General features: G+C 58.8%; 20 protein-coding genes. 12 read left to right on the top strand and 8 right to left on the bottom strand.

The window, feature by feature from the left end; translation table 11 throughout:
- Positions 1-5 precede the first annotated feature (5 nt).
- From menD to IAE50_RS07715, 8 genes are all read left to right on the top strand, one after another.
- Positions 6-1,676, top strand: coding sequence for a 2-succinyl-5-enolpyruvyl-6-hydroxy-3-cyclohexene-1-carboxylic-acid synthase (gene menD / locus IAE50_RS07750; protein WP_200579963.1), 1,671 nt, complete (start codon positions 6-8; stop codon positions 1,674-1,676).
- Positions 1,673-2,449 (top strand): 2-succinyl-6-hydroxy-2,4-cyclohexadiene-1-carboxylate synthase, encoded by a 777-nt coding sequence (menH, locus tag IAE50_RS07745; protein WP_200579962.1) that lies wholly within the window; start codon positions 1,673-1,675, stop codon positions 2,447-2,449. Before menD ends, menH begins: the two co-directional genes overlap by 4 nt.
- On the top strand, positions 2,446-3,303 hold the full coding sequence (gene menB, locus IAE50_RS07740; RefSeq protein ID WP_042714289.1) for a 1,4-dihydroxy-2-naphthoyl-CoA synthase: 858 nt from the start codon (positions 2,446-2,448) through the stop codon (positions 3,301-3,303). The genes menH and menB overlap by 4 nt, the downstream gene beginning before the upstream one ends.
- Positions 3,303-4,268 carry an o-succinylbenzoate synthase gene (gene menC / locus IAE50_RS07735; RefSeq protein ID WP_200579961.1) on the top strand — a complete coding sequence of 322 codons (966 nt, stop codon included), beginning with the start codon at positions 3,303-3,305 and terminating at the stop codon, positions 4,266-4,268. Before menB ends, menC begins: the two co-directional genes overlap by 1 nt.
- Positions 4,265-5,629: an o-succinylbenzoate--CoA ligase gene (gene menE, locus IAE50_RS07730; RefSeq protein ID WP_200579960.1), complete on the top strand. Its 1,365-nt coding sequence runs from the start codon at positions 4,265-4,267 to the stop codon at positions 5,627-5,629. Before menC ends, menE begins: the two co-directional genes overlap by 4 nt.
- 117 nt (positions 5,630-5,746) lie before the next feature.
- On the top strand, positions 5,747-5,944 hold the full coding sequence (locus IAE50_RS07725) for a hypothetical protein (RefSeq protein ID WP_200579959.1): 198 nt from the start codon (positions 5,747-5,749) through the stop codon (positions 5,942-5,944).
- Between the two features lie 146 nt (positions 5,945-6,090).
- Positions 6,091-6,633 carry a YfaZ family outer membrane protein gene (locus IAE50_RS07720; RefSeq protein WP_023479894.1) on the top strand — a complete coding sequence of 181 codons (543 nt, stop codon included), beginning with the start codon at positions 6,091-6,093 and terminating at the stop codon, positions 6,631-6,633.
- Positions 6,634-6,723: 90 nt separating this feature from the next.
- Positions 6,724-7,923 carry a nicotinamide mononucleotide deamidase-related protein YfaY gene (locus tag IAE50_RS07715; RefSeq protein WP_200579958.1) on the top strand — a complete coding sequence of 400 codons (1,200 nt, stop codon included), beginning with the start codon at positions 6,724-6,726 and terminating at the stop codon, positions 7,921-7,923.
- 21 nt (positions 7,924-7,944) lie between these two features.
- Here IAE50_RS07715 and glpC read toward each other — a convergent pair whose 3' ends face one another.
- The 3 genes from glpC to glpA are packed head-to-tail and all read right to left on the bottom strand — an operon-like array spanning position 7,945 to position 12,003.
- Positions 7,945-9,135 (bottom strand): anaerobic glycerol-3-phosphate dehydrogenase subunit GlpC, encoded by a 1,191-nt coding sequence (gene glpC / locus IAE50_RS07710; protein ID WP_200579957.1) that lies wholly within the window; start codon positions 9,133-9,135, stop codon positions 7,945-7,947.
- Positions 9,135-10,391: a glycerol-3-phosphate dehydrogenase subunit GlpB gene (gene glpB / locus IAE50_RS07705; RefSeq protein WP_200580051.1), complete on the bottom strand. Its 1,257-nt coding sequence runs from the start codon at positions 10,389-10,391 to the stop codon at positions 9,135-9,137. The genes glpC and glpB overlap by 1 nt, the downstream gene beginning before the upstream one ends.
- Positions 10,381-12,003, bottom strand: coding sequence for an anaerobic glycerol-3-phosphate dehydrogenase subunit A (gene glpA, locus IAE50_RS07700; RefSeq protein WP_200579956.1), 1,623 nt, complete (start codon positions 12,001-12,003; stop codon positions 10,381-10,383). Before glpA ends, glpB begins: the two co-directional genes overlap by 11 nt.
- A 277-nt stretch (positions 12,004-12,280) precedes the next feature.
- On the opposite strand from glpA, the gene glpT reads away from it, so the two are divergent.
- Positions 12,281-13,633, top strand: coding sequence for a glycerol-3-phosphate transporter (gene glpT / locus IAE50_RS07695; protein WP_200579955.1), 1,353 nt, complete (start codon positions 12,281-12,283; stop codon positions 13,631-13,633).
- Between the two features lie 11 nt (positions 13,634-13,644).
- On the top strand, positions 13,645-14,709 hold the full coding sequence (gene glpQ / locus IAE50_RS07690) for a glycerophosphodiester phosphodiesterase (protein WP_200579954.1): 1,065 nt from the start codon (positions 13,645-13,647) through the stop codon (positions 14,707-14,709).
- A gap of 176 nt (positions 14,710-14,885) precedes the next feature.
- Here glpQ and yfaE read toward each other — a convergent pair whose 3' ends face one another.
- The 4 genes from yfaE to ubiG all read right to left on the bottom strand — a co-directional run bounded on the left by yfaE (position 14,886) and on the right by ubiG (position 19,679).
- Positions 14,886-15,140, bottom strand: coding sequence for a class I ribonucleotide reductase maintenance protein YfaE (gene yfaE / locus IAE50_RS07685; protein WP_042713436.1), 255 nt, complete (start codon positions 15,138-15,140; stop codon positions 14,886-14,888).
- Positions 15,140-16,270 carry a class Ia ribonucleoside-diphosphate reductase subunit beta gene (gene nrdB, locus IAE50_RS07680; protein WP_023479667.1) on the bottom strand — a complete coding sequence of 377 codons (1,131 nt, stop codon included), beginning with the start codon at positions 16,268-16,270 and terminating at the stop codon, positions 15,140-15,142. Before nrdB ends, yfaE begins: the two co-directional genes overlap by 1 nt.
- Before the next feature lie 51 nt (positions 16,271-16,321).
- Complete coding sequence (gene nrdA, locus IAE50_RS07675; RefSeq protein ID WP_200579953.1) at positions 16,322-18,607, bottom strand: class 1a ribonucleoside-diphosphate reductase subunit alpha; 2,286 nt, start codon at positions 18,605-18,607, stop codon at positions 16,322-16,324.
- Positions 18,608-18,950: 343 nt separating this feature from the next.
- Positions 18,951-19,679, bottom strand: coding sequence for a bifunctional 2-polyprenyl-6-hydroxyphenol methylase/3-demethylubiquinol 3-O-methyltransferase UbiG (gene ubiG / locus IAE50_RS07670; protein ID WP_200579952.1), 729 nt, complete (start codon positions 19,677-19,679; stop codon positions 18,951-18,953).
- A 158-nt stretch (positions 19,680-19,837) separates the two neighbouring features.
- Here ubiG and gyrA point away from each other — a divergent pair, with 158 nt between their 5' ends.
- The gene (gene gyrA, locus IAE50_RS07665) at positions 19,838-22,477 is read left to right on the top strand and encodes a DNA topoisomerase (ATP-hydrolyzing) subunit A (protein ID WP_094421208.1); all 2,640 of its coding nucleotides are present in this window, start codon (positions 19,838-19,840) and stop codon (positions 22,475-22,477) included.
- A gap of 114 nt (positions 22,478-22,591) precedes the next feature.
- A complete protein-coding gene (gene rcsC / locus IAE50_RS07660; protein WP_200579951.1) occupies positions 22,592-25,438 on the top strand; it encodes a two-component system sensor histidine kinase RcsC in 2,847 nt (948 codons plus the stop codon).
- Positions 25,439-25,481: 43 nt separating this feature from the next.
- Here the strand turns inward: rcsC and rcsB are convergent, their stop codons facing one another.
- Positions 25,482-26,132: a response regulator transcription factor RcsB gene (gene rcsB, locus IAE50_RS07655; protein ID WP_007371125.1), complete on the bottom strand. Its 651-nt coding sequence runs from the start codon at positions 26,130-26,132 to the stop codon at positions 25,482-25,484.
- Positions 26,133-26,136: the final 4 nt, after the last annotated feature.

Below are 26,136 nucleotides of genomic sequence, written 5' to 3'. Positions count from 1 at the left end.
AATTCATGTCGATAAGCTCATTCAACCGACGCTGGGCCGCGGTGATTCTGGAAGCCTTAACGCGCCACGGCGTCAGGCATATCTGCATTGCGCCAGGCTCCCGTTCGACGCCGCTGACGCTCGCCGCCGCCGAAAACCGCGCATTTATTCATCACACCCATTTTGATGAACGCGGGCTGGGCCATCTTGCGCTCGGGCTGGCGAAAGCGAGCCGTGAACCGGTGGCGGTGATCGTCACCTCCGGTACCGCCGTGGCGAACCTCTACCCGGCGCTGATTGAAGCCGGGCTGACCGGCGAAAAACTGGTGCTGCTGACGGCAGATCGCCCACCGGAGCTGATTGATTGCGGCGCCAACCAGGCGATTCGCCAGCCCGGCATCTTTGCTTCCCATCCGACAGAGGCCATCGCCTTACCGCGCCCGTCACAGGATATTCCGGCGCGCTGGCTGGTCTCGACGATTGATAATGTAGTGGGCACATTGCAGGGCGGGGCGGTGCACATTAACTGCCCGTTCGCCGAGCCGCTGTATGGCGAGATGGATGAGACCGGTCTTGGCTGGCAGCAGGCGTTAGGCGACTGGTGGCAGGATGATAAGCCCTGGTTACAGGCCAGCGCATCCTGTGGCGTTGATACCCAGCGGGACTGGTTCTCCTGGCGGCAGAAACGTGGCGTGGTGATTGCCGGGCGTATGAGCGCTGCCGAAGGACGCAAGCTGGCGGAGTGGGCGAAAACCCTCGGCTGGCCGCTGATTGGCGATGTGTTATCGCAAACCGGGCAGCCGCTGCCCTGCGCCGATCTCTGGCTTGCTAATAGCCAGGCCGTTGAGGCGCTCAGCGAGGCGCAGATTGTGCTGCAATTTGGCAGCAGCCTGACCGGAAAACGTCTTTTACAGTGGCAAGCAACCTGCGCGCCGCAAGAGTACTGGCTGATTGATAACCTTCCCGGCAGGCTCGATCCGGCGCACCATCGCGGCCGTCGTTTAGTCGCGGATGTGGCTGGCTGGCTGGCGCTGCATCCCGCTGAACCCCGCGCGCCGTGGTGCGAAACGCTGGCCTCGCTTGCAGCAGTTGCCTGGGAGCGCGTGCGTCTACAGCGTGATGAGTTCGGCGAAGCGCAGCTCGCACATCGTATTAGTGACTACTTACCAAACCAGGGGCAGCTTTTTCTCGGTAACAGCCTGGTGGTGCGGCTGGTGGATGCGCTGGCGCAGCTGCCGGCAGGTTATCCGGTCTACAGTAACCGCGGCGCGAGCGGCATTGATGGCCTGCTCTCCACGGCGGCCGGGGTGCAGCGGGCCACCGCGCGCCCGACGCTGGCTATCGTCGGCGATCTCTCTGCGCTCTACGATCTTAACGCCCTCGCACTGCTGCGCCAGGCCTCCGCGCCTTTTGTGCTGCTGGTGGTCAATAACAACGGCGGCCAGATCTTCTCCCTGTTACCGACGCCGCCCGCCGAGCGCGAGCGCTTCTATCTGATGCCGCAGAATGTCCATTTCGATCATGCCGCCGCGATGTTCGATCTTCCTTACCATCGCCCGGAGAGTTGGACGCAGCTGGAGCAGGCGCTGAGCGAGGCCTGGCAGAAGCCGGGCGCGACGGTGATTGAGGTGGTGGTAAACGAGACGGATGGCGCGCAGACCCTGCAAAACCTTGTCGCGCAGGTCAGCCAGCTATGAGTTTGCACGCAGAGATCCATGCCGGTCGACAACCGCTGCCGTGGCTGGTTTTTCTGCACGGTTTTTCTGGTGATGGCCGCGAATGGCAGCCCGTCGGCGCAGCGCTTGCGGATTTCCCGCGCCTCTATCTCGACCTGCCAGGCCACGGCGCATCCGCCACAACCTGTGTCGACTCCTTTAGCGGGATGGATGCGCTGCTGCAATCGACGCTTAGTCGTTACAACATACTAAGCTACTGGCTGGTGGGGTACTCCCTCGGCGGCCGCATTGCGATGTTTCACGCTTGCCAGCAACCAGCGGGGCTGCAGGGCATCATTATCGAAGGCGGTCATCCGGGTCTTGCCGATGAGCAGGCGCGTGTTGCGCGGCTGGAAGCGGATGAGCAGTGGTGTCAGCGCCTGCGTCACCAGCCGCTCAGTGAGGTGTTTGACGCCTGGTATCGCCAGCCGGTATTTGCCGCACTGACAGAGACAGAACGTGCGGCGCTGGTTGCGCTTCGTAGCCTCAACAATGGCAACGCGCTGGCGCATATGCTGGCGGCGACGTCCTTGGGCCGCCAGCCCGATCTGCGCGCTGCGCTGCGGGACGCCGCTTTTCCCGTTCACTATTTCTTTGGCGAACATGACCGTAAGTTTCGGGCGCTGGCGAGCGAAGTCGCGCGCCACTGTTACGCCATTCCTGCCGCCGGGCACAACGCGCACCGGGAGAATCCCGCGGCCGTTGCTGCCCTGCTGGCGCGAATTCTGCCTCTTGAGATTAAGGACCGACCATGATCTACCCTGATGAAAAAGAACTCTACGCCGCCGTTGAGTGGCACGACTGCTCCGAAGGCTTTAGCGATATCCGCTATCAAAAATCCGCTGACGGCATCGCTAAAATCACTATCAACCGCCCGGAAGTGCGCAACGCGTTTCGTCCTGTCACGGTAAAAGAGATGATCCAGGCGCTGGCCGATGCGCGCTACGACGACAATATCGGGGTGATTATCCTGACCGGTGAAGGTGATAAAGCCTTCTGCGCCGGTGGCGATCAGAAGGTACGCGGCGATTACGGCGGCTACCAGGATGACTCCGGTGTGCACCACCTCAACGTCCTCGATTTTCAGCGCCAGATCCGCACCTGCCCGAAACCGGTGGTGGCGATGGTGGCGGGCTACTCCATCGGCGGCGGTCATGTGCTGCATATGATGTGCGATCTCACCATCGCAGCGGAAAATGCGATCTTCGGCCAGACCGGCCCGAAAGTTGGCTCCTTCGACGGCGGCTGGGGCGCGTCCTATATGGCGCGCATTGTTGGCCAGAAGAAAGCGCGCGAAATCTGGTTCCTCTGCCGCCAGTACGACGCGCAGCAGGCACTGGATATGGGGCTGGTCAACACCGTGGTGCCATTAGCGGATCTGGAAAAAGAGACCGTGCGCTGGTGCCGTGAAATGTTGCAAAACAGCCCGATGGCGCTGCGCTGCCTGAAAGCAGCGCTGAACGCAGATTGCGACGGCCAGGCGGGGCTGCAGGAGCTGGCGGGCAACGCCACCATGCTCTTCTATATGACCGAAGAGGGTCAGGAGGGTCGCAACGCTTTCAACCAGAAGCGCCAGCCTGACTTCAGCAAATTTAAACGGAACCCGTAATGCGCCGGGCGCAGATCTACCGCTGGCAGATCCCGCTGGATGCAGGCGTGGTGCTGCGCGAGCGTCGGCTGAAAACCCGTGACGGGCTTTTTATCCAGCTACAGGAAAACGGCGGCGAAGGGTGGGGGGAGATTACCCCACTGCCGGGGTTCAGCATTGAGACGCTGGATGAGGTGCAGCCTGCGGTGATGGCGTGGGTGCAAGCCTGGCGTGACGGCGCATCGCCCGCGCTGCCATCGCAACCCAGCGCGGCGTTTGGTCTGAGCTGTGCGCTGGCCGAGCTGGCGGGGCAGTTGCCGCAGCCTGCCGACTACCGCGCGGCGATGCTCTGCACTGGCGATCCCGATGAGCTGTTTGCCGCACTCGCCGCGCTGCCGGGTGAGAAGCTGGCGAAGGTGAAAGTCGGTCTGTACGAAGCGGTGCGCGACGGCATGGTGGTCAATCTGCTGCTGGAGTCGATCCCCGATCTGCGCCTGCGTCTGGATGCCAACCGCGCCTGGACGCCGCTGAAAGCGCGCCAGTTCGCTAAATATGTCTCACCAGCCAACCGCTCACGCATCGCTTTTCTGGAGGAGCCGTGCCAGAGCCGCGAAGCGTCACTGGCCTTTGCTGAGGAGACCGGCATTGCGATTGCCTGGGATGAGAGCCTGCGCGAGGCGGATTTCACCTTTACGCCTCAGCCCGGTGTCAGGGCGGTAGTGATCAAGCCAACCCTCACCGGCAGCCTGCAAAAGGTGGCGCAGCAGGTCGCGGCAGCACATGCGCTCGGCTTGACGGCGGTGATCAGCTCATCGCTGGAGTCGAGCCTTGGGCTAACGCAGCTGGCGCGGATTGCCGCCTGGCTGACGCCCGGTACCGTGCCTGGTCTTGATACGTTGCAGTTGATGACCTCGCAGCTGGTTCGCCGCTGGCCCGGCAGCGAACTGCCCTGCATCGCGGCGGCGGATCTGGACGCGTTACTATGACTTTCCCTGACTGGCCGTGGCGATACTGGCGCGAGCAGCGCGGCGACCAGCCTGCGCTGCGCTCAGGCCAGCACACCCTCACCTGGCAGCAGCTTTGTGACGAGGTGGATGCGCTGGCAAACGGCTTTGCCCGCCAGGGCGTCGACGTGGGGGATGGGGTGATGCTGCGCGCGCGCAACCAGTCGCAGACGGTGCTCGCCTGGCTGGCGCTATTGCAGTGCGGCGCGCGGGTGTTACCCATCAACCCGCAGCTTCCCGCCGCCTTGCTCGATACGCTGCTGCCCACCATGACGCTACGCTTCGCCCTCGATCTGACCTCCGCGCCGCTGGCGCACGATTTTATCCCTCTGCGCTGCGCGCAAGCGCCGGGTGAGCACGCGGTTGCATGGCAGCCGCAGCGGCTGGCGTCAATGACGCTCACTTCCGGCTCGAGCGGCTTGCCAAAAGCGGCGGTGCATACCTGCGCCGCCCATCTTGCCAGCGCGCAGGGCGTAGTGGCGCTTATTCCCTTTAATGCGGACGATGACTGGCTGCTCTCGCTGCCGCTATTTCATGTCTCCGGGCAGGGCATTTTATGGCGCTGGCTGTTGGCGGGGGCGCGCATGACGGTGCACGACAAGCTGCCGCTGGATCAGGCGCTGCGCGGCTGCAGCCATGCGTCGCTGGTGCCGACGCAGCTTTGGCGCCTGCTCAATGAGAATACCCCGCTGTCGCTGAAAGCGGTGCTGCTCGGCGGCGCAGCGATCCCCGTTGAGTTGACCGAACAGGCACGCGAGCGCGGTATTCGCTGCTGGTGCGGGTATGGTTTAACGGAGTTTGCCTCAACGGTATGTGCAAAAGAGGCCGACGGCGCGCCGGATGTCGGTTATGCGTTGCCGGGACGTGAGGTGAAAATTGTCGGCGAAGAGGTGTGGCTGCGAGCAGAGAGCCTCGCCGCAGGCTACTGGCGCAACGGCGCGTTGCTGCCCCTGCTTAACGATGCAGGCTGGTTTGCCACCCGCGATCGCGGCACGCTACATGAAGGGAGGCTGACCCTGCACGGCCGGCTGGATAACCTCTTTTTCAGCGGCGGCGAAGGCATTCAGCCTGAAGAGGTAGAGCGCGCCATCGCCCGTCATCCGCAGGTCCAGCAGGTGTTTGTGGTACCGGTTGATGATGTGGAGTTTGGGCAGCGCCCTGTCGCGGTAATTGAGTGCGAAAGCGAGGTCAATGCCGCGGCCCTCAGCCACTGGGCGGCGGATAAGCTGGCGCGTTTTCAACAGCCGGTGCGCTGGCTGCCGTTGCCAGAGGAGCTGAAAAACGGCGGCATCAAAATCTCCCGCCGCGCCCTGCAAACATGGGTGAACCAGCAGCAGCGCTAGTGCCGCAACTCTTTTTGCGAGCTGCCTCGACAGAGCGAAAACCGACGGCTGACACGCGCTCAGAGTGTGTTAATTTGCGCTAAGGATGCAAAAGCCGAGCAGCAGAGGGAGACGTTAATGAACATTGCACAATATCTTCGCGAAGAAGGGCAGGCTCAGGGGCTGGTTAAAGGCCTGGCTCAGGGGCGAGCAGAAGGCGTCCAGCAGGAGGCGATGCGTATCGCGAAAGTGATGCTGAAAAAGGGGATGGAGCCTGACGTTGTGGCCTCCCTGACCGGTATTCCGGTTGAGATGGTAGAGAAAGCCCGCCACTGATACGCTCCGGTGCAAGGCTTTTCGTCCTCGGGCCCGAAAGCGTATTTGCCTCAGGCCGTACACGCTATTAGACGTTCTTCTGCCGGGAAAATAAGCGTACAATCAGACGCTTTGGGGCGCTGCCCCGTTTCGTGCGGAACGTGAAAATGAAAAAGTTAGCTCTATTAGGATGTGCCGGCGTGTTGCTGGCCTCCGCCGGTGCGCAGGCGATTAGCCTGAATGGACAGATTGGTAAAGATTACAGCAGCCTCGGTTTCGGTCTGGGAACCGAAACCAGTGGTATCGCAGTCAGCGGTAACTGGGCGCATAGCGAAGATGATGGTGACACCGCAAGCCTTGGGCTCGGTTACAACCTGCCGCTCGGGCCGTTCCTGGCAACCGTGGGTGGTAAAGGCATCTACCTGAACCCGGATGAGGGCAGCGAAGGTTACGCCATCGCTGTCGGCGGCGGTTTGCAGTGGGAGATCGCCCGCAGCTTCAACATTTTCGGCGAGTATTACTACTCTCCGGACTCGCTCTCAAGCGGCGTCAAAGAGTACCAGGAAGCCAAGGCCGGTGCGCGTTATACCATTATGCGCCCGTTCACCGTCGAAGCCGGTTATCGCTACATTGAGATGGCAGGCAAAGATGGCCGCCGCGACAGCATTGTTGCGGATGGTCCTTATCTCGGCGCCAGCGCCAGCTTCTGATCCCCCGGCGCGGCAGCCGCCGCGCCCGTTTCCCTCTCTTTACCCTGTGCATGCGCTATAGTGTTTCAATCCCGATTGCAGGAGCGAACGATGTTAAATGTGGAGATGTTATCGACCGGCGATGAAGTGCTGCATGGCCAGATTGTCGATACCAATGCGGCCTGGCTGGCCGACGTATTTTTTAACCAGGGGTTGCCGTTAACGCGCCGCCATACCGTTGGCGATAACCTCGACGACTTGATTGCGATTTTGCGCGAGCGCAGCGAACAGGCCGATGTGCTGATCGTCAACGGCGGTCTTGGGCCAACCAGCGACGATTTGAGCGCGCTGGCAGCGGCCACCGCCAAAGGCGAAACGCTGGTGCTGCACGGAGCGTGGCTTAAGCAGATGGAGCGCTTTTTTACCGATCGCGGCCGCGTGATGGCCCCCAGCAACCGCAAGCAGGCGGAGATCCCTGCCAGCGCCGAGCTGGTCGATAACCCGGTCGGCACCGCCTGCGGGTTTGCATTGCAGTTTAACCGCTGCCTGATGTTCTTTACCCCCGGCGTTCCCTCAGAATTTAAAGTGATGGTCGAGCAGGAGATCCTGCCGCGTCTGCGTGAGCGTTTCACTCTGCCGCAGCCGCCGGTCTGCCTGCGTCTGACTACTTTTGGTCGCTCCGAGAGCGACTTGGCGGAAAAACTCCAGCATCTCGATCTGCCACCGGGCGTGGTAATGGGTTACCGCTCATCAATGCCGATTATCGAACTGAAACTGACCGGTCCGGCAGAGCAGCGCGCGGCGATGGAAGCGCTGTGGCCGGAAGTGAAAAAAGTGGCGGGGGAAAGCCTGATTTTTGAAGGCACCGAGGGTTTACCGGCCGCGATTGCCGCCGCGCTGCGCGAGCGTCAGCTAAGCCTCACTCTGAGCGAGCAGTTCACCAGTGGGCTTATCGCATTGCAGCTCTCCCGCGCCGGTGCGCCGCTGCTCGCCAGCGAAGTGCTGCCGTCGCAGGCGGAAGCGCTGGCACAAACCGCGCGCTGGACAACTGAGTCACGCAACCGGCATCTTGCCGGGCTGGCGTTGACCGTTACCGGGCTGGAAGAGGATCATCTCAACTTCGCGCTGGCGACGCCGGAAGGCACCCGCGCCCTGCGGGTGAAGTTCAACAGCAGCCGCCACAGCCTGGCGGTGCGCCAGGAAGTCTGCGCAATGATGGCGCTCAATATCCTGCGCCGCTGGCTGGCGGGCAAAGATATCGCCAGCGATCACGGCTGGATTGCGGTGGTCGAAACCCTCGCCGTGGAATAACTTGTAAAACAATCGCGGGCGTTAGCCTAATGCCCGCGCCAGTAACGTAATGGGATGTTCGCAGGGTTTTCCGGTGGACATCTCAATCTGCCACTTGCAGGTCTCACAATCCGTTACCACCAGATCCGCACCGCTGGCCTCGATTTGCGCAAACAGCGGTGCGCCAATGGCCTGCGAGGTGGCGTAGTTCTCCCGCTTGAAGCCATAGGTGCCCGCGATGCCGCAGCAGGCAGAATCGAGCACCGTCAACTCTAAACCCGGAATGCGCCGCAGCAGATCCAGCGTGTAGTGTGTCCAGCCCATCTTCTCCATATGACACGGCGTGTGATAGACCACTTTCAGCGGCATCTCTCTGAGCCGCAAAGTGTGCCCCTCATCGAGCTGTCGCCAGATCCAGCGGGTGGCTAAATCAATATGTGTGCGCAGGTGGCTGTTATCGACCTCCAGCAGATGTGGATACTCATCGCGCAGGGTGAAGGCGCAGGTGGAGGAGGTGGCGATCACCTGCATTCCATCCATACCAATCGCCTGCTCCAGTGCGCTGAGGTTGAACTGCGCCTGCTTTTTCGCCTTAGCGAAGTAGCCGTTGGCAATCAGCGGGACGCCGCAACACTTCTCACGCTGCAATAACTGCACGCCAATGCCCATCTGGTTCAGCACGCGGATCAGGTCTTTCCCCATTTGCGGATGGTTGTAATTGACATAGCAGCCATGGAAAAACGCCACCTGCTCGCCGTAGGCGCGCTGCTGCGTCGCCACGCTGCGATACCAGTGGCGAAACGTGCCGCCGCTGGCATATTTCGGCAGCGTGCGGTGATGATCGATTTTTAACGCTTTATCCAGCAGCTGGCGCACCGGCTTCAGGGAGGTCGCGGCGTTGACCAGCGGCGCGAGAGGCGTCGACAGGGTACCCATCAGATCCGTATGGCTGAGGATGGCATTACGCACCGAGAGCGGTTTCGCCGCATGCTGCGCGCGGGCGCGCTGGATCAGATCGCCAATTTTCACCCCGGACGGGCAGGCGGTTTCGCAGCGCTTGCAGTTGGTGCAATATTTCAGCGCTTCATCATACAGCGCGGCATCTTTCAGCCGCAGCCGCTCGCCATCCGGCCCCGCCTGTTTTGGCCCGGGGTAGGCGGGGTTAACCCGGCTTACCGGGCAGGCGGTGGTGCAGGCGGTACATTTGATACAGCTTTCGAAAGAGGTGTGCATTAGGGTTTTCCTCCCTGATCGAGGATCTGCTGCGCGGCATGCAGCGCCGTTACGGCGCAAACACCGCCGCCGCAGCCCTGCGCGATGGCGTCATAGCCGCCAAGTAGCGAGCCGATCGCATAGAGATTTTCAAGCGCTTGCCCGTCGCGCAGACCATGAAGCTGTTCATCGGTGCGCACGCCAAACTGGTGCCACGGCTGCGGGGCAAAGAGATCGTCGCCATACCACTCCCGGCGCGAGGCGCTTTGCAGGACATCGAGATTGAATACCGCTTCGCGCACGCGATCGCGCCCGGCGATGAGCCCGTTACTGAAAAAGCTGCCGCTGGCCAGCACGATATGGCGGGCGCGCAGCGGCAGATCGTCATGCTTGCGCGTCCAGAGCTGCGTTACCTGGCCTTGATTGATATCAGCGCGCAATACCTCATCGCCCGGCATCCAGTTGCCGCCGCTGCGCAGAAAACGCTGCTGCAGGGCGTGCTGTAAGCGCATGCCCAGCACCGAAGGGGGCAGCGTGGCGATCAGCCGCAGCGGGCAGGCCAGATCTTCGCTTAACTGCGTAAACACTTTGCTCTCTGTCAGGCCAAAACAGGCGGGGAGCCACAGCATCTCATAACGCGTACTCAGCGGGCGCAGGGCGGCGCAGAGATCGGCGTAATGCTCAGGACGATCGAGCTGGCGCGCGATGGTCACGGCGCGAAACTCGCTGGGGTTATCGCGAAGCGTGTCGAGAAGCGGTAGCGCAATCTCTTCCGCCCCGGCGGCAATGCCGCGCTGGCACAGCTCTTCTGTCGCCAGTTGGGGCTGAAAGTCGAGAAAGCCGCTGATGCCAACGACGCCGACGCGCAGCCCCTGCTGCGGTTTCAACGCAATTTCTTGCGGGCTGAGCCACGCCCGGCGCCAGGTGCCCAGAGGCGTGACGCGCAGGTGCGGCGTATCAACATCGCCTTGCATCTCTAGCCCGCAGTCGGCGAGCAGAGTTTGGGTTTGCCGCGCATAGTGACGCACGCGCTCGACGCCGAGCCGCGCATAGGGGTGCTCGGGGTGGTGGTGTTGCAGGTGCGCAATGGCCTCCGTCAGCGTGCCAGCCGGTTTGCCGTCCGGCAGACGGGAGAGTAGATCGAGAGAGCCGGAAGAGAAGCTCAGCGCGCTCTGCCCGCGGCTGACAATCGCGCAGCGCTGGCCGCTCTCGCTCAGACGAATGCCGCACAGCAATCCCGCCAGCCCGCCGCCGATAATCACCGTATCAAATCTCATCATCCTGCTCCTTCTCCAGCCCGCACAGCCCCTGGTAAACCCAGCGGGTAAACTCGCTCTCACGCAGCGCATCGCCCCAGGCAATGGGTTTGATGCCTTTCCAGCGCTCGTTCAGAAACTCCGCCAGCTGCCTGCGCGCTTCGTTGTCGCGCGTGACATGCAGCCGGTTCAGCTGCCCGGCGGCGCGGCAGGCGCAGAGCTCGCCCTGGCAGGTGCCCATACCGACGCGGGTGCGGCGGCGCAGATCGAGCAGTGAGGTGACATTGAGGTTTTCCACCGCGTACTGCACTTCCCCGGCGGTGACGGCTTCGCACTCACATACCAGGCTGCGGTTGTGTCGGTCACTGGCGAGCCACGCTGGGGCACGATCGCCGTGGCGGTAGACCGCTGAACCGCGCAGCGGCGTTGGCAGAGAGATGATCTTCTTCAGTGCCTCATCCGGGGAACCGAGAGATCCCGGCAGCGCTTTCGTCGCCGTGGTACAGGCTACGTTATGGTTGAGCTTGCGGCAGACGGCATCCGTTGCCCATTCGGCCATCAGGCGGTAGGTCATTAGCTTGCCGCCGGTAATGGTGATAAACCCCTCCAGCCCGTCGCGCGCAGCGTGGTCAAGCAGCACAATGCCGCGGCTGACGTTGCGCCCGCTGGGATCGTCATCGCTCGCCACCAGCGGTCGCACGCCAGCGTAGGCGCGCAGGATGCGCGTTTGCCCCATTACCGGTGCCAGTTTCTCCCCTTCGCGCAGCAGAATATCGACCTCATCCGCCGTAACGCGCACATTATCGATATCGGCATAATCAATCTGTGTTGAAGTGGTACCAATCAGTGAAATGGTGTCGCCGGGCACAAGAATATCGGCGTCGGCAGGCTTGCGGCAGCGGTTGATGACATGCTGGTTAATGCGGTGATCGAGGATCAGCAGCGCGCCTTTTGCCGGGAACATGCGAATGCGCAAATCGGCATACTCCGCGATGCGCTGGCCCCAAATCCCGGCGGCATTGACCACTACCGGGGCATGCAGGTCACGGATTTCACCGCTGGCGAGATGGCGCAGGCGGACGCCATACACCGTGTCGCCCGTGCGCAGCAGGCCGCAGACTTCGTGGCCGGTAAGGATTTTTGCACCGTGCTCGCGGGCATCAAGCATATTGCTGGCGGTCAGGCGGAAGGGGTCGACAGTGCCGTCCGGCACGCGCACCGCGCCGATAAGCTGCGGGTTGACGCTCGGCTCCATGCGCCTGGCTTCCTGTGGGCTAATGGCCTGCGCGACAATCCCTGCGCGGGTGCAGGCATCAATGAAGTGTGCCTGGTAGCTCAGATCGTCTTCCGGCAGGGTGATAAATAGCCCGTCGGTCGCTTCAATACAGTGGCGGGCAATACGTTTGAGGATCTGGTTTTCGGCGATGCATTCACGCGCTGATTCGTTATCGGTCACCGCATAACGCGCGCCGCTGTGCAGCAAACCGTGGTTGCGGCCAGTGGCACCGGTGGCAATGTCGTGGCGTTCGAGCAGAACAGCGCGCAGGCCGCGCAGGGCGCAATCACGGGCGATACCGGCACCCGTTGCGCCACCGCCAATAATGATCACATCGTAGTCGTTTGAGTAGGGCACGGTCGTCTCCTGGCTGGTCGACGTTCTTTACCGACCATTTAGCCATACCTTTACTGTGGTTTGTTTGATATCGCGCATATACGAACAAGAAACGAAAGTGAAATGCACTTTTGCGCACGAAGTTAGAGCTTTGTCATATTTCTGTAACATTATATGTGGCATTTCATTCTTTCTCGTCAAAACTTTCTCTACAATCCGCCGCGAACAACTCAAGCGATTTTCGTTTTCACTCATGACGCCTGATGTCATGACTTTTACCGTGCCACGGAGGCAGTTTATGTTGAGCATTTTCAAACCCGCCCCCCACCAGTCTCGCGTGCCCGACGCGCAGGTTGATCCTCTGTACCGCCGCTTACGCTGGCAAATCTTTCTGGGCATCTTCTTCGGCTACGCCGCCTACTACCTGGTGCGTAAGAACTTTGCGCTGGCGATGCCCTATCTGGTGGAGCAGGGCTTCTCGCGCGGCGATCTGGGCTTTGCGCTGTCGGGGATCTCAATTGCCTACGGCTTCTCAAAATTCATTATGGGCTCGGTGTCGGATCGCTCGAATCCGCGCGTTTTCCTGCCCGCTGGTCTGATCCTCGCAGCGGCAGTAATGCTGTTTATGGGCTTTGTACCGTGGGCCACCTCCAGCATTGCGGTGATGTTTGTGCTGCTGTTCCTCTGCGGCTGGTTCCAGGGGATGGGCTGGCCGCCGTGCGGACGCACGATGGTGCACTGGTGGTCGCAGAAGGAGCGCGGCAGCATTGTGTCGGTGTGGAACTGCGCCCATAACGTCGGCGGCGGCCTGCCTCCGCTGCTGTTCCTGCTGGGGATGGCGTGGTTTAACGACTGGCACGCGGCGCTCTATATGCCAGCTTTTGGTGCCATTCTGGTGGCGATTATCGCTTTCGCACTGATGCGCGATACGCCGCAATCCTGCGGCCTGCCGCCGATTGAAGAGTACAAAAACGACTACCCGGATGATTACAGCGACAAGCATGAAGAGGAGCTGACGGCGAAGCAGATCTTTATGCAGTACGTGCTGCCGAACAAGCTGCTGTGGTATATCGCCATCGCTAACGTCTTTGTCTATCTGCTGCGCTACGGCATCCTCGACTGGTCACCGACGTACCTGAAAGAGGTGAAGCACTTCGCGCTGGATAAATCCTCCTGGGCCTACTTCCTCTATGAGTATGCAGGCATTCCCGGCACGCTGATCTGTGGCTGGATGTCGGACAAAGTGTTTAAGGGCAACCGCGGCGCGACCGGCGTCTTCTTTATGACGCTGGTGACCATCGCCACCATCGTTTATTGGCTCAACCCGGCGGGCAACCCGGGCGTGGATATGGCCTGCATGATCGTCATTGGCTTCCTGATTTATGGCCCGGTAATGCTGATTGGTCTGCACGCGCTGGAGCTGGCACCGAAGAAAGCGGCCGGTACCGCGGCGGGCTTTACCGGCCTGTTTGGCTATCTCGGTGGTTCAGTGGCGGCGAGCGCCATTGTTGGCTATACCGTCGATTTCTTCGGCTGGGACGGCGGTTTCATGGTGATGATCGGGGGCAGCGTGCTGGCGGTACTGCTGCTGATCGTGGTGATGATTGGCGAAAAACGCCATCACGCTGAGGTGCTTGCGCGTCGTCAATAACAGGAGATGTTATGAAATTGATCTTTAGCCGCATTACGGCAGGCCTGCTGCTGGCGGGCCTGATGGCAGGCCAGGCGCTGGCCGCCGAGAAACTGGTGATCGCCCATCGCGGTGCCAGCGGTTATCTGCCGGAGCATACGCTGCCTGCCAAAGCGATGGCTTATGCCCAGGGCGCAGATTATCTGGAGCAGGATCTGGTGATGACCAAAGACGATCGTCTGGTGGTGCTGCATGACCACTATCTCGATCGCGTCACCGATGTTGCCGAGCGCTTTCCCGACCGCGCCCGCAAAGATGGCCGCTACTACGCCATCGATTTCACGCTGGATGAGATCCGCTCGCTGAAATTCACCGAAGGGTTTGAGTTAAAGAACGGCAAGAAGGAGCAGGTTTTCCCTGGCCGTTTCCCGATGGGCAAGTCCGATTTCCGCATTCATACCTTTGAAGAGGAGATTGAGTTTGTGCAGGGGCTGAACCACTCGACCGGCAAAGATATCGGGATCTACCCGGAGATCAAAGCCCCGTGGTTCCACCATCAGGAAGGGAAGGATATTGCGAAGGCGACCCTTGAGGTGCTGAAGAAGTACGGTTACAGCAGCAAGAAGGATAAGGTCTATCTGCAATGTTTCGACGCCGATGAGCTTAAGCGCATCAAAAATGAGCTTGAGCCGAAGATGGGGATGGATCTCAATCTGGTGCAGCTGATTGCTTATACCAAATGGAACGAAACCCAGCAGAAGCAGCCGGACGGCAAATGGATCAATTACGATTATGACTGGATGCTGAAACCCGGCGCGATGAAGCAGATTGCGCAGTACGCGGATGGTATCGGCCCCGATTACCATATGCTGGTGGCGGACGGCTCGAAGCCGGGTCACGTGCAGTTAACCGCAATGGTGAAAGAGGCGCATGCCAGCCATTTGCAGGTGCACCCGTTTACGGTGCGCGCCGATCAGCTGCCGCCCTATGCCAGCGATGTGAATCAGCTTTATGAAGTGTTGTACCACCAGGCCGGGGTCGACGGGTTGTTTACCGATTTCCCCGATAAAGCGGTGCAGTTTTTAAAGCGGAAATAAAAGTGGGGCCTGGTAAGTGAAGTTGCCTGATGGCGCTTCGCTTATCAGGCCTGGGAAGGGATGAATGTGCAGTCAAGGTGGGCATATTGCCTGATGGCGCTTTCACTTATCAGGCCTACAAAAGATGAGTGTGCTGAAAATGTAGGCCGGGTAAACGCAGTGCCACCCGGCGTTGTTTACATCTCGATCTCGATATCGCCTTTCGCCCGGCAGCAGCAGGGCAAAATTTCCCCTTCGTTGATAAAGGCCAGCGGCTCGCTAATCCAGTCCACCTGGCCTGCTACCAGCCGACAGCGGCAGGAGCCGCAGTAGCCTTCACGGCACTGGTATTCAACTTCCACCTGCTGGGACTCCAGCGCCACCAGCAGGGAGGGGTGCTCTTCCTGGCAATGCACCTGCGTGCCGGAAAGGCGGAGCGTAACCCGGCTCATCACAGCTGGAAGTTGCTCAGATCGTCGGTATCGACCTGCGAGTCGATCTGCCCGACAAGGTAGGAGCTCACTTCCACTTCCTGCGGCGCAACCTGCACGTTATCGGACACCAGCCAGGTGTTGATCCACGGAATCGGGTTGGAGCGGGTCTGGAACGGCAGATCAAGACCCACCGCCTGCATACGGATGTTGGTGATGTACTCAACATACTGGCAGAGGATATCTTTGTTCAGACCAATCATTGAGCCGCCGGAGAAGAGATACTCCGCCCACTCTTTCTCCTGCTGCGCCGCCTGCACAAACAGGTCGTAGCACTCTTTTTTGCACTCTTCGGCAATCTCCGCCATCTCCGGATCGTCAACCCCGGAACGCAGCAGGTTCAGCATATGCTGGGTGCCGGTCAGGTGCAGGGCTTCATCGCGGGCAATCAGGCGGATGATTTTGGCGTTACCTTCCATCAGTTCGCGTTCGGCGAAAGCGAAGGAGCAGGCGAAGCTGACATAGAAGCGAATGGCTTCCAGCGCGTTCACGCTCATCAGGCAGAGATAGAGTTTTTTCTTCAGCTCGCGCAGGCTGATGGTGACGGTTTTGCCGTTCACGCTATGGGTGCCTTCGCCCAGCAGATGCCAGTAGTTGGTCATCTCAATCAGCTCGTCATAGAAGGAGGAGATCCCTTCCGCGCGCTTGAGGATCTGCTCGTTGGTGACGATATCGTCAAACACCACCGCCGGATCGTTAACGATATTGCGGATGATATGGGTGTAGGAGCGCGAGTGAATGGTTTCTGAAAACGCCCAGGTTTCCACCCAGGTTTCCAGCTCCGGAATGGAGATCAGCGGCAGCAGCGCGACGTTCGGGCTACGACCCTGAATTGAGTCCAGCAGCGTCTGATACTTCAGGTTGCTGATAAAGATATGCTTTTCATGTTCCGGCAGTGCCTGGAAGTCGATGCGATCGCGGGAAACATCAACTTCTTCCGGACGCCAGAAGAAGGAGAGTTGCTTTTCGATCAGCTTTTCGAAGATGTCATATTTTTGCTGGTCGTAGCGCGCCACGTTCACCGGCTGGCCAAAGAACATCGGCTCGAGCAGCTGATCGTTTTTCTTCTGAGAAAAGGTGGTGTATGCCATGAATGTGAGTCCTGTCTTGCGAAAAAAAGGGCGGGTTTCCCCGCCCCTTAGTTAGATCTTACATGCGCCGCTTTCGCAGCCATCGTCCTGGATAGAAGGGACCAGGTCATCCTGCGCATCTTCCGCGCCGTCGCGGGTGTTTTGATAGTAGAGCGTCTTCACACCAAATTTGTAGGCGGTCAGCAGGTCTTTCAGCAACTGCTGCATCGGCACCTTGCCCGACGGGAAACGGGTCGGATCGTAGTTGGTGTTCGCTGAAATCGACTGGTCGATAAACTTCTGCATAATGCCGACCAGTTGCAGGTAGCCGTCGTTGTTCGGCATTTCCCACAGCAACTCGTAGGCATCTTTCAGCTCTTCATAATCCGGCACCACCTGGCGCAGGATGCCATCTTTCGACGCTTTGATGCTCACGTGGCCGCGCGGCGGCTCAATGCCGTTGGTGGCGTTGGAGATCTGCGACGACGTTTCAGACGGCATCAGGGCAGAGAGCGTCGAGTTACGCAGGCCGTGCGTGGTGATATCGTCACGCAGCGCTTCCCAGTTGTAGTGCAGCGGCTCGCTGGTAATGCCATCGAGATCCTTTTTATAGGTATCGATCGGCAGAATGCCTTTGGCGTAGGTGGTTTCGTTGAACCACGGGCAGGCGCCTTGCTCTTTCGCCAGCTCGTTGGAGGCTTTCAGCAGCCAGTACTGAATCGCTTCGAAGGTCTGGTGCGTCAGGTTGTTAGCGCTGCCGTCGGAGTAGCGTTTGCCATTTTTCGCCAGCCAGTAGGCGAAGTTGATCACGCCGATACCGAGGGTACGACGACCCATCGCGCCACGTTTTGCGGCCGGGATCGGGTAGTCCTGGTAATCAAGCAGGGCATCGAGGGCGCGTACCGCAAGCGTAGCCAGCTCTTCCAGCTCGTCGAGGTTCTTAATCGCGCCAAGGTTAAACGCAGAGAGCGTGCAGAGCGCGATCTCGCCATTTTCATCGTTAACGTCTTCCAGCGGCTTGGTCGGCAGCGCGATCTCAAGGCACAGGTTGGACTGACGCACCGGCGCAACAGCCGGATCGAACGGGCTGTGGGTGTTGCAGTGGTCAACGTTCTGGATGTAGATACGGCCGGTCGAGGCGCGTTCCTGCATCATCAGTGAGAAGAGATCGACCGCTTTAATACGCTGTTTGCGGATGGAATCATCTTTTTCGTACTGCGTATACAGACGCTCGAACTCATCCTGATCGGCGAAGAAGGCGTCATACAGACCCGGCACGTCGGACGGGCTGAACAGGGTGATATCTTCACCTTTCAGCAGACGGGTATACATCAGTTTGTTGATCTGTACGCCGTAGTCCATGTGACGCACGCGGTTGCCTTCGACGCCGCGGTTGTTTTTCAGCACCAGCAGGCTTTCCACTTCCAGATGCCACATCGGGTAGAAGAGGGTTGCCGCGCCGCCGCGAACGCCGCCCTGCGAGCAGGATTTCACTGCGGTCTGGAAGTGTTTGTAGAACGGTACACAGCCGGTGTGGAACGCTTCACCGCCGCGGATCGGGCTGCCCAGCGCACGGATGCGACCGGCGTTGATGCCGATACCTGCGCGCTGGGAAACGTACTTTACAATCGCGCTGGAGGTGGCGTTGATGGAGTCCAGGCTGTCGCCGCACTCGATCAGTACGCAGGAGCTGAACTGGCGCGTCGGCGTACGCACGCCGGACATGATCGGCGTCGGCAGCGAAATTTTGAAGGTCGAGACCGCGTCATAGAAACGCTTCACGTAGTCCAGACGGGTTTCGCGCGGGTAGTTGGAGAAGAGGCAGGCAGCAACCAGAATGTAGAGGAACTGCGCGCTCTCATAGATCGCACCGGTCACACGGTTCTGCACCAGGTACTTCCCTTCCAGCTGCTTAACGGCCGCGTAGGAGAAGTTCATATCACGCCAGTGATCAATAAAGCCGTCCATCTGCTGGAACTCTTCTTCGCTGTAGTCTTCCAGCAGATGATGATCGTATTTACCCAGCGCAACCATGTTCTTCACGTGGTCGAACAGCGCAGGCGGTTCGAACTGGCCGTAGGCTTTTTTACGCAGGTGGAAAATCGCCAGGCGCGCGGCAAGGTACTGATAGTCCGGCGCATCGCGGGAGATGAGGTCCGCAGCGGCTTTAATAATGGTCTCGTGGATATCGGAGGTTTTGATACCGTCGTAAAACTGAATATGTGAACGCAGCTCCACCTGAGAGATGGAAACGTTGCTCAACCCTTCTGCGGCCCAATCCAGTACTCGATGAATTTTGTCGAGATTGATGCGCTCAGTGCCACCATCACGCTTTGTCACCAGCAGACTCTGATTCATTTGCTTACCTGTCCGTGAAATAAAAGTATCCCCCGTATTATCCACAAAGCAGCACTGTGACTAACTCTGTGGATAAATACTATATATAGGGGGTTTGCGATAAGAGAAACGCTATATGGTGAGTATTCTAGTAAGGATTCTTTTGAGTACAAGAGTTGATTTTGACGTTAACTTGAGGTTGCGAAAGCGTAATAAACGCTAAGTCCTCGTCGCATAAGGCTTGCAGAGGTTGTCAATAATCTGAAAAAAAAAATGAAATTTTGATCGAGTGCTGATTTCTTCGACGGCGGGGAAGATTGCGCGATTTGCGGCTGCGCAATCTTCATAACATTAACGCATGACGTTAGCGATTTTTCGCCGTTGTATGCAACATATAGTTAACATCAACGCCCGGTCCGAGGGTGAACTTATTCAGCAGCGGGTTAAAGTGTAACCCGGTGATGTGACGCTCCTGTAACACCGTATCGTCGATCCAGGTTAACAGCTCGGCAGGTTTGATAAACTTCTTCGCGTCGTGCGTGCCTTTCGGCACCATGCGCAGCACATACTCTGCGCCAACCACCGCCATCAGCCACGCTTTGCCGTTACGGTTGATGGTCGAGAAGAAGACGTGGCCGCCGGGTTTCACAAGCTTAGCGCAGGCTCTGACCACCGATTGCGGATCCGGCACGTGCTCCAGCATCTCCATACAGGTGACGACGTCGTAGCCCTGGGCCTGTTTTTCGGCATGATCTTCGACTGTCTCTTGTACATAGTCAACCTGTACGCCTGACTCCAGCGCGTGCAGACGCGCAACTTCCAACGGCTCCGCGCCCATATCCAGCCCGGTCACCTGCGCACCCTCTTTGGCCATGCTCTCGGCGAGAATGCCGCCGCCGCAGCCGACATCCAGCACGCGTTTGCCAAACAGGCCGCCAGCGTGTTCGGCGATATAACCCAGGCGCAGCGGGTTAATACGGTGTAAAGGTTTAAATTCGCCTTCTGTGTCCCACCAGCGTGAAGCGACGGCTTCAAACTTGGCGATTTCTGCATGATCAACGTTCTGAGTAACCGACGGTTTTTCGGCATTCATGGGCGCATTTACTCCTCTCTCAATAAGACCTGTGAGTATATCAGGCCAACGGCATGAATAAACCTTTGCCGGGGTGTTATAGGTTTACCTGTATCAAACCGGTTGTGTTATAATTTGCGACCTTTGAATCCGGGATACAGTAGAGGGATAGCGGTTAGATGAGCGACCTTGCGAGAGAAATTACACCGGTTAACATTGAGGAAGAGCTGAAGAGCTCCTATCTGGACTATGCGATGTCGGTCATTGTTGGCCGTGCGCTTCCGGATGTCCGAGATGGCCTGAAACCGGTTCACCGTCGCGTACTTTACGCCATGAACGTATTGGGCAATGACTGGAATAAAGCCTACAAAAAATCTGCCCGTGTCGTTGGTGACGTAATCGGTAAGTACCATCCCCATGGTGATTCCGCGGTGTATGACACCATTGTTCGTATGGCACAGCCGTTTTCGCTGCGTTATATGCTGGTCGACGGCCAGGGGAACTTCGGTTCCATCGATGGCGACTCCGCCGCGGCAATGCGTTATACGGAAATCCGCCTGGCGAAAATCGCCCATGAGCTGATGGCCGATCTGGAAAAAGAGACCGTCGATTACGTTGATAACTACGACGGCACTGAGCGAATCCCAGATGTGATGCCAACCAAGATCCCGAACCTGCTGGTTAACGGCGCTTCCGGGATCGCTGTCGGTATGGCGACCAACATTCCGCCGCACAACCTGACGGAAGTGATCAACGGCTGCCTGGCCTATATCGATAATGAAGAGATCAGCATTGAAGAGCTGATGACCCATATTCCGGGGCCGGACTTCCCGACCGCCGCGATCATCAATGGTCGCCGCGGCATTGAAGAAGCCTACCGCACCGGTCGCGGCAAAATCTACATTCGCGCCCGCGCGGAAGTGGAAACCGACGCGAAAAACGGCCGTGAAACGATCATCGTGCATGAGATTCCCTACCAGGTGAACAAAGCGCGCCTGATTGAGAAGATTGCCGAGCTGGTGAAAGAGAAACGCGTTGAAGGTATCAGCGCGCTGCGCGACGAGTCTGATAAAGACGGTATGCGCATCGTGATTGAAGTGAAGCGCGATGCCGTCGGCGAAGTAGTGCTGAATAACCTCTACTCCCAGACGCAGCTGCAGGTCTCCTTCGGTATCAACATGGTTGCGCTGCACCATGGCCAGCCGAAGATCATGCCGCTGAAAGATATCCTGGCCGCGTTTGTGCGCCACCGCCGTGAAGTGGTGACGCGCCGTACCATTTTCGAACTGCGTAAAGCCCGTGACCGCGCGCATATCCTTGAAGCGCTCGCTGTTGCGCTGGCGAACATCGACCCGATCATTGAACTGATCCGTCGTGCGCCGACGCCGGCCGAAGCGAAAGCGGGCCTGATCGCGCAGCCGTGGGCTCTGGGCAACGTCTCTGCGATGCTGGAGCGTGCCGGTGATGACGCCGCGCGTCCTGAGTGGCTGGAGCCGGAGTTCGGTATTCGTGACGGTAAATACTACCTGACCGAACAGCAGGCACAGGCGATTCTGGATCTGCGTCTGCAGAAACTGACCGGCCTTGAGCATGAAAAACTGCTCGAAGAGTACAAAGAGCTGCTGGAGCAGATCGCTGAATTACTGCACATCCTCGGTAGCGCTGAGCGCCTGATGGAAGTGATCCGCGAGGAGCTTGAGCTGGTTCGCGAGCAGTTTGGCGACGAGCGCCGCACCGAAATTACCGCTAACACCGCAGATATCAACATCGAAGACCTGATCAACCAGGAAGATGTTGTTGTAACGCTGTCGCATCAGGGCTACGTGAAGTATCAGCCGCTGACCGATTACGAAGCGCAGCGTCGCGGCGGGAAAGGGAAATCTGCCGCGCGCATTAAAGAAGAGGACTTCATCGATCGTCTGCTGGTGGCCAACACCCATGACACGATCCTCTGCTTCTCCAGCCGTGGCCGTCTCTACTGGATGAAGGTCTACCAGCTACCGGAAGCGAGCCGTGGCGCGCGCGGTCGTCCGATCGTCAACCTGCTGCCGCTGGAGCCGAATGAGCGTATTACCGCCATTCTGCCGGTACGTGAATATGAAGAGGGCGTAAACGTCTTTATGGCAACCGCCAGCGGTACCGTGAAGAAAACCGCGCTCACCGAATTCAGCCGTCCGCGCTCTGCGGGGATTATCGCCGTCAACCTCAACGAAGGCGATGAGCTGATTGGCGTAAACCTGACCGACGGCAGCGACGACGTAATGCTCTTCTCCGCCGCCGGGAAAGTGGTGCGCTTTAAAGAGAGCGCCGTGCGTGCGATGGGTCGTACCGCGACCGGCGTGCGCGGTATTCGCCTGGCGGAAAAAGACAGCGTAGTTTCGCTGATCGTGCCGCGCGGCGAAGGCGCAATCCTGACGGTGACGCAGAACGGTTACGGTAAACGTACTGCGGAAGCGGAGTACCCGACTAAATCTCGTGGTACGCAGGGCGTTATCTCTATCAAGGTGACCGAGCGTAACGGTTCCGTGGTCGGCGCGGTCCAGGTCGATGATTGCGATCAGATCATGATGATCACCGATGCCGGTACGCTGGTGCGTACGCGCGTGTCGGAGATCAGCGTGGTAGGCCGTAACACCCAGGGCGTGATCCTGATCCGCACCGCGGAAGATGAAAACGTGGTGGGTCTGCAGCGTGTCGCTGAGCCGGTGGATGATGAAGAGCTTGACTCCATCGACGGCAGCGTTGCGGAAGGCGATGAGGACATCGCGCCGGAAGTCGATACTGACGACGACGCGGCGGATGACGAAGACGCCGAATAACGCGTTATAAAGGGCCGGGTTTCCGGCCCTTTTTCATTGCCTTGCGGCATCTGCGATTTATCGCTACTTTAAGCACACTCTTTTTTAACTTCCTTGTGGCGGAGTTTCCCCAGGTTGAAATACCTCGTCTCTTTTCGCAGTACCCTGAAAGTTTCCCGCTATCTGTTCAGGGCGCTGGCGCTATTACTCTGGCTGTTAATTGCCTTTTTTTCCGTCTTTTACATCGTTAATGCCCTGCATGACAAAGAGTCGGAGATCCGCCAGGAGTTCAACCTCAGTTCCGATCAGGCGCAGCGCTATATTCAGCGCACCTCTGATGTGATGAAGGAGCTGAAGTATATTGCTGAAAATCGCCTGACGGCGGACAACGGCATCCTGACGTCGCGCTCCCGCGACGACAAAACCAACGTGCCGGCCTTCTTACCGCTCTTTCCTGATTCCGACTGCTCGGCGATGGGCACAGCCTGGCGCGGCTCGCTGGAGTCGCTGGCGTGGTTTATGCGCTACTGGCGCGATAATTTCTCCGCAGCGTACGATCTGAACCGCGTCTTTTTGATTGGCAGCGACAACCTCTGTATGGCCGATTTCGGCCTGCGCGATATGCCGGTCGAGCGGGATGACACGCTGAAGAGCCTGCATGAGCGGATCGTCAAATACCGTAATGCGCCGCAGGATGAGCGCAGCAACAACGTCTACTGGATGAGCCAGGGCCCGCGCCCGGGCATCGGCTATTTCTACGCGCTGACGCCGGTTTACCTCGGCAACCGCCTGCAGGCGCTGCTCGGCACCGAGCAGTCGATCCGGATGGAGAACTTCTTCACGCCGGGTACGCTGCCGATGGGGGTCACCATTCTTGATGAGAATGGCCATACCTTGCTTTCGCTGACCGGACAGGAGAGTGGCATTACCGCCGATCCGCGCTGGCTGCAGGAGCGCTCCTGGTTTGGGTACACCTCCGGTTTCCGTGAGCTGATCCTCAAGAAGACGCTGCCGCCATCCTCCCTGAGCGTGGTCTACTCCGTGCCGGTGGACGTGGTGCTGGAGCGCATCCGCATGCTGATCCTCAACGCGGTGTTGCTTAATGTGCTGGTCGGGGTGGCGCTGTTTACCCTGGCGCGCCTCTATGAGCGGCGCATATTTATTCCGGCAGAAAACGATGCGCAGCGGCTTGAAGAGCATGAGCAGTTCAACCGTAAGATTGTCGCCTCCGCGCCGGTGGGGATCTGTATCCTGCGTACCCAGGATGGCACCAACATACTGAGTAACGAGCTGGCGCATAACTACCTCAATATGCTGACCCATGAGGATCGCCAAAGGCTGACGCAAATTATCTGCGGGCAGCAGGTTAACTTTGTCGATGTGTTAACCAGCAACAACACCAACCTGCAAATCAGCTTTGTGCATTCGCGCTATCGCAATGAGAACGTGGCGATCTGCGTGCTGGTGGATGTCTCCGCGCGCGTCAAAATGGAGGAGTCGCTGCAGGAGATGGCGCAGGCGGCGGAGCAGGCGAGCCAGTCGAAGTCGATGTTCCTCGCGACGGTCAGCCATGAGCTGCGCACGCCGCTGTATGGCATTATCGGTAACCTCGATCTGTTGCAGACTAAAGAGTTGCCGAAAGGGGTCGACCGCTTAGTGACCGCGATGAACAACTCCTCGAGCCTGCTGCTGAAGATCATCAGCGACATTCTCGACTTCTCGAAAATTGAGTCCGAACAGCTGAAGATTGAGCCGCGTGAGTTCTCGCCGCGCGAAGTGATGAGCCATATCACCGCCAACTATCTGCCGCTGGTGGTGCGCAAACAGCTCGGGCTCTACTGCTTTATCGAGCCGGATGTGCCGCTGGCGATTAATGGCGATCCGATGCGCCTGCAACAGGTGATTTCCAACCTGCTAAGTAATGCGATTAAGTTCACCGATATGGGCTGCATCGTGCTGCATGTGCAGTGTGATATGGAGTATCTCAGCATTCGCGTGCGTGACACCGGCGTGGGTATTCCTGGCAAAGAGGTGGTGCGCTTATTCGATCCCTTCTTCCAGGTTGGCACCGGCGTGCAGCGCAACTTCCAGGGCACCGGGCTGGGGCTGGCGATCTGTGAAAAGCTGGTCAATATGATGGATGGCGATATCGCTGTCGATACTGAACCGGGCATGGGCAGCCAGTTCACCATTCGCATTCCGCTCTACAGCGCGGTGCCAACGGTGCAGGCCGATGTGGATGGGCTGGCGGAAACCTGCTGCTGGCTGGCGGTACGCAACGCCTGGCTGTCGGCGTATCTGCATAACCTGCTGAAGTGGAACGGCATTCAGGTTAAGCAGTATGACGGCCATGAGCTGGGCAACCAGGATACGCTGATTACCGATGATGAGCTGCCGCAGCCCTGGACCGGGCGCGCGGCGGTTATCTTCTCCCGCCGCCATATTGGTATTCCGCTTGAGCGCGCGCCGGGCGAGTGGCTGCACAGCGTCGCCTCGCCGCACGATCTGCTGGCGCTGCTGGGCCGCATCTATCGCGTGCCGGTGGCCGAGGCGCAGGCGGCAAATGCCTTAACATCTGATTCCGGCGAGATGGAGAATAACGAGGATATGATGATCCTCGTGGTGGACGATCATCCAATCAACCGCCGTCTGCTGGCCGATCAGCTGGGATCTCTGGGCTATCAATGTAAAACCGCCAATGATGGCGTCGATGCGCTCAATGTGTTGAGCAAGAACCCGATCGATATTGTGCTCAGCGACGTGAACATGCCGAATATGGATGGTTACCGTCTGACGCAGCGCATTCGCCAGCTTGGGCTGACGCTGCCGGTGATTGGCGTGACGGCGAACGCTCTGGCGGAAGAGAAGCAGCGCTGTCTGGAGTCGGGGATGGATAGCTGTCTGTCGAAGCCGGTAACGCTGGACGTGCTGAAGCAGACCTTGGCTGCATACGCCGCGCGGGTAAGAAAAAGCAGGGAGTAGGGCTAAGAAAAACGAACCCCGGCGAGTGCCGGGGTTACGGGGATTACTCTTTTTCCGTCTGGGTGAGCGTCACGGAAGAGAGGTAGTTCAGCAGGGCGATATCGTTATCGACACCCAGTTTCATCATCGCTGATTTCTTCTGGCTGCTGATGGTCTTAATGCTGCGGTTCAGCTTCTTGGCAATCTCCGTCACCAGGAAACCTTCTGCGAACAGGCGCAGCACTTCACTCTCTTTCGGTGACAGGCGTTTATCGCCATAACCACCGGCGCTGATCTTCTCCAGCAGACGGGAGACACTCTCCGGGGTGAACTTCTTACCCTTTTGCAGTGCCGCCAGCGCTTTCGGCAGATCCGTCGGCGCGCCCTGTTTCAGCACGATACCTTCGATATCGAGATCCAGAACGGCGCTGAGAATTGCCGGATTATTATTCATGGTAAGCACGATAATCGACAGCGCCGGGAAGTGGCGCTTAATGTACTTGATCAGCGTAATGCCATCGCCGTATTTGTCGCCCGGCATTGACAGATCGGTGATCAATACATTGGCCTCAAGTTTCGGCAGGTTGTTGATAAGCGCTGTAGAGTCTTCAAATTCACCGACTACATTTACCCATTCGATCTGTTCAAGTGACTTGCGAATACCGAACAGTACAATCGGATGGTCATCGGCAATAATTACGTTCATATTGTTCATGTAT

It is taken from the genome of Kosakonia sp. S42, from assembly GCF_016624785.1.
GTDB lineage: Bacteria > Pseudomonadota > Gammaproteobacteria > Enterobacterales > Enterobacteriaceae > Kosakonia > Kosakonia cowanii.
Note: the sequence above shows the minus strand (reverse complement) of the source record. Positions and strands in the feature narration are given on the sequence as shown.

Coding starts and splice junctions, on each gene's coding strand:
- menD (WP_200579963.1), top strand. CDS start 6: ATGTCGATAAGCTCATTCAACCGACGCTGGGCCGCGGTGATTCTGGAA.
- menH (WP_200579962.1), top strand. CDS start 1,673: ATGAGTTTGCACGCAGAGATCCATGCCGGTCGACAACCGCTGCCGTGG.
- menB (WP_042714289.1), top strand. CDS start 2,446: ATGATCTACCCTGATGAAAAAGAACTCTACGCCGCCGTTGAGTGGCAC.
- menC (WP_200579961.1), top strand. CDS start 3,303: ATGCGCCGGGCGCAGATCTACCGCTGGCAGATCCCGCTGGATGCAGGC.
- menE (WP_200579960.1), top strand. CDS start 4,265: ATGACTTTCCCTGACTGGCCGTGGCGATACTGGCGCGAGCAGCGCGGC.
- IAE50_RS07725 (WP_200579959.1), top strand. CDS start 5,747: ATGAACATTGCACAATATCTTCGCGAAGAAGGGCAGGCTCAGGGGCTG.
- IAE50_RS07720 (WP_023479894.1), top strand. CDS start 6,091: ATGAAAAAGTTAGCTCTATTAGGATGTGCCGGCGTGTTGCTGGCCTCC.
- IAE50_RS07715 (WP_200579958.1), top strand. CDS start 6,724: ATGTTAAATGTGGAGATGTTATCGACCGGCGATGAAGTGCTGCATGGC.
- glpC (WP_200579957.1), bottom strand. CDS start 9,135: ATGCACACCTCTTTCGAAAGCTGTATCAAATGTACCGCCTGCACCACC.
- glpB (WP_200580051.1), bottom strand. CDS start 10,391: ATGAGATTTGATACGGTGATTATCGGCGGCGGGCTGGCGGGATTGCTG.
- glpT (WP_200579955.1), top strand. CDS start 12,281: ATGTTGAGCATTTTCAAACCCGCCCCCCACCAGTCTCGCGTGCCCGAC.
- glpQ (WP_200579954.1), top strand. CDS start 13,645: ATGAAATTGATCTTTAGCCGCATTACGGCAGGCCTGCTGCTGGCGGGC.
- yfaE (WP_042713436.1), bottom strand. CDS start 15,140: ATGAGCCGGGTTACGCTCCGCCTTTCCGGCACGCAGGTGCATTGCCAG.
- nrdB (WP_023479667.1), bottom strand. CDS start 16,270: ATGGCATACACCACCTTTTCTCAGAAGAAAAACGATCAGCTGCTCGAG.
- nrdA (WP_200579953.1), bottom strand. CDS start 18,607: ATGAATCAGAGTCTGCTGGTGACAAAGCGTGATGGTGGCACTGAGCGC.
- ubiG (WP_200579952.1), bottom strand. CDS start 19,679: ATGAATGCCGAAAAACCGTCGGTTACTCAGAACGTTGATCATGCAGAA.
- gyrA (WP_094421208.1), top strand. CDS start 19,838: ATGAGCGACCTTGCGAGAGAAATTACACCGGTTAACATTGAGGAAGAG.
- rcsB (WP_007371125.1), bottom strand. CDS start 26,132: ATGAACAATATGAACGTAATTATTGCCGATGACCATCCGATTGTACTG.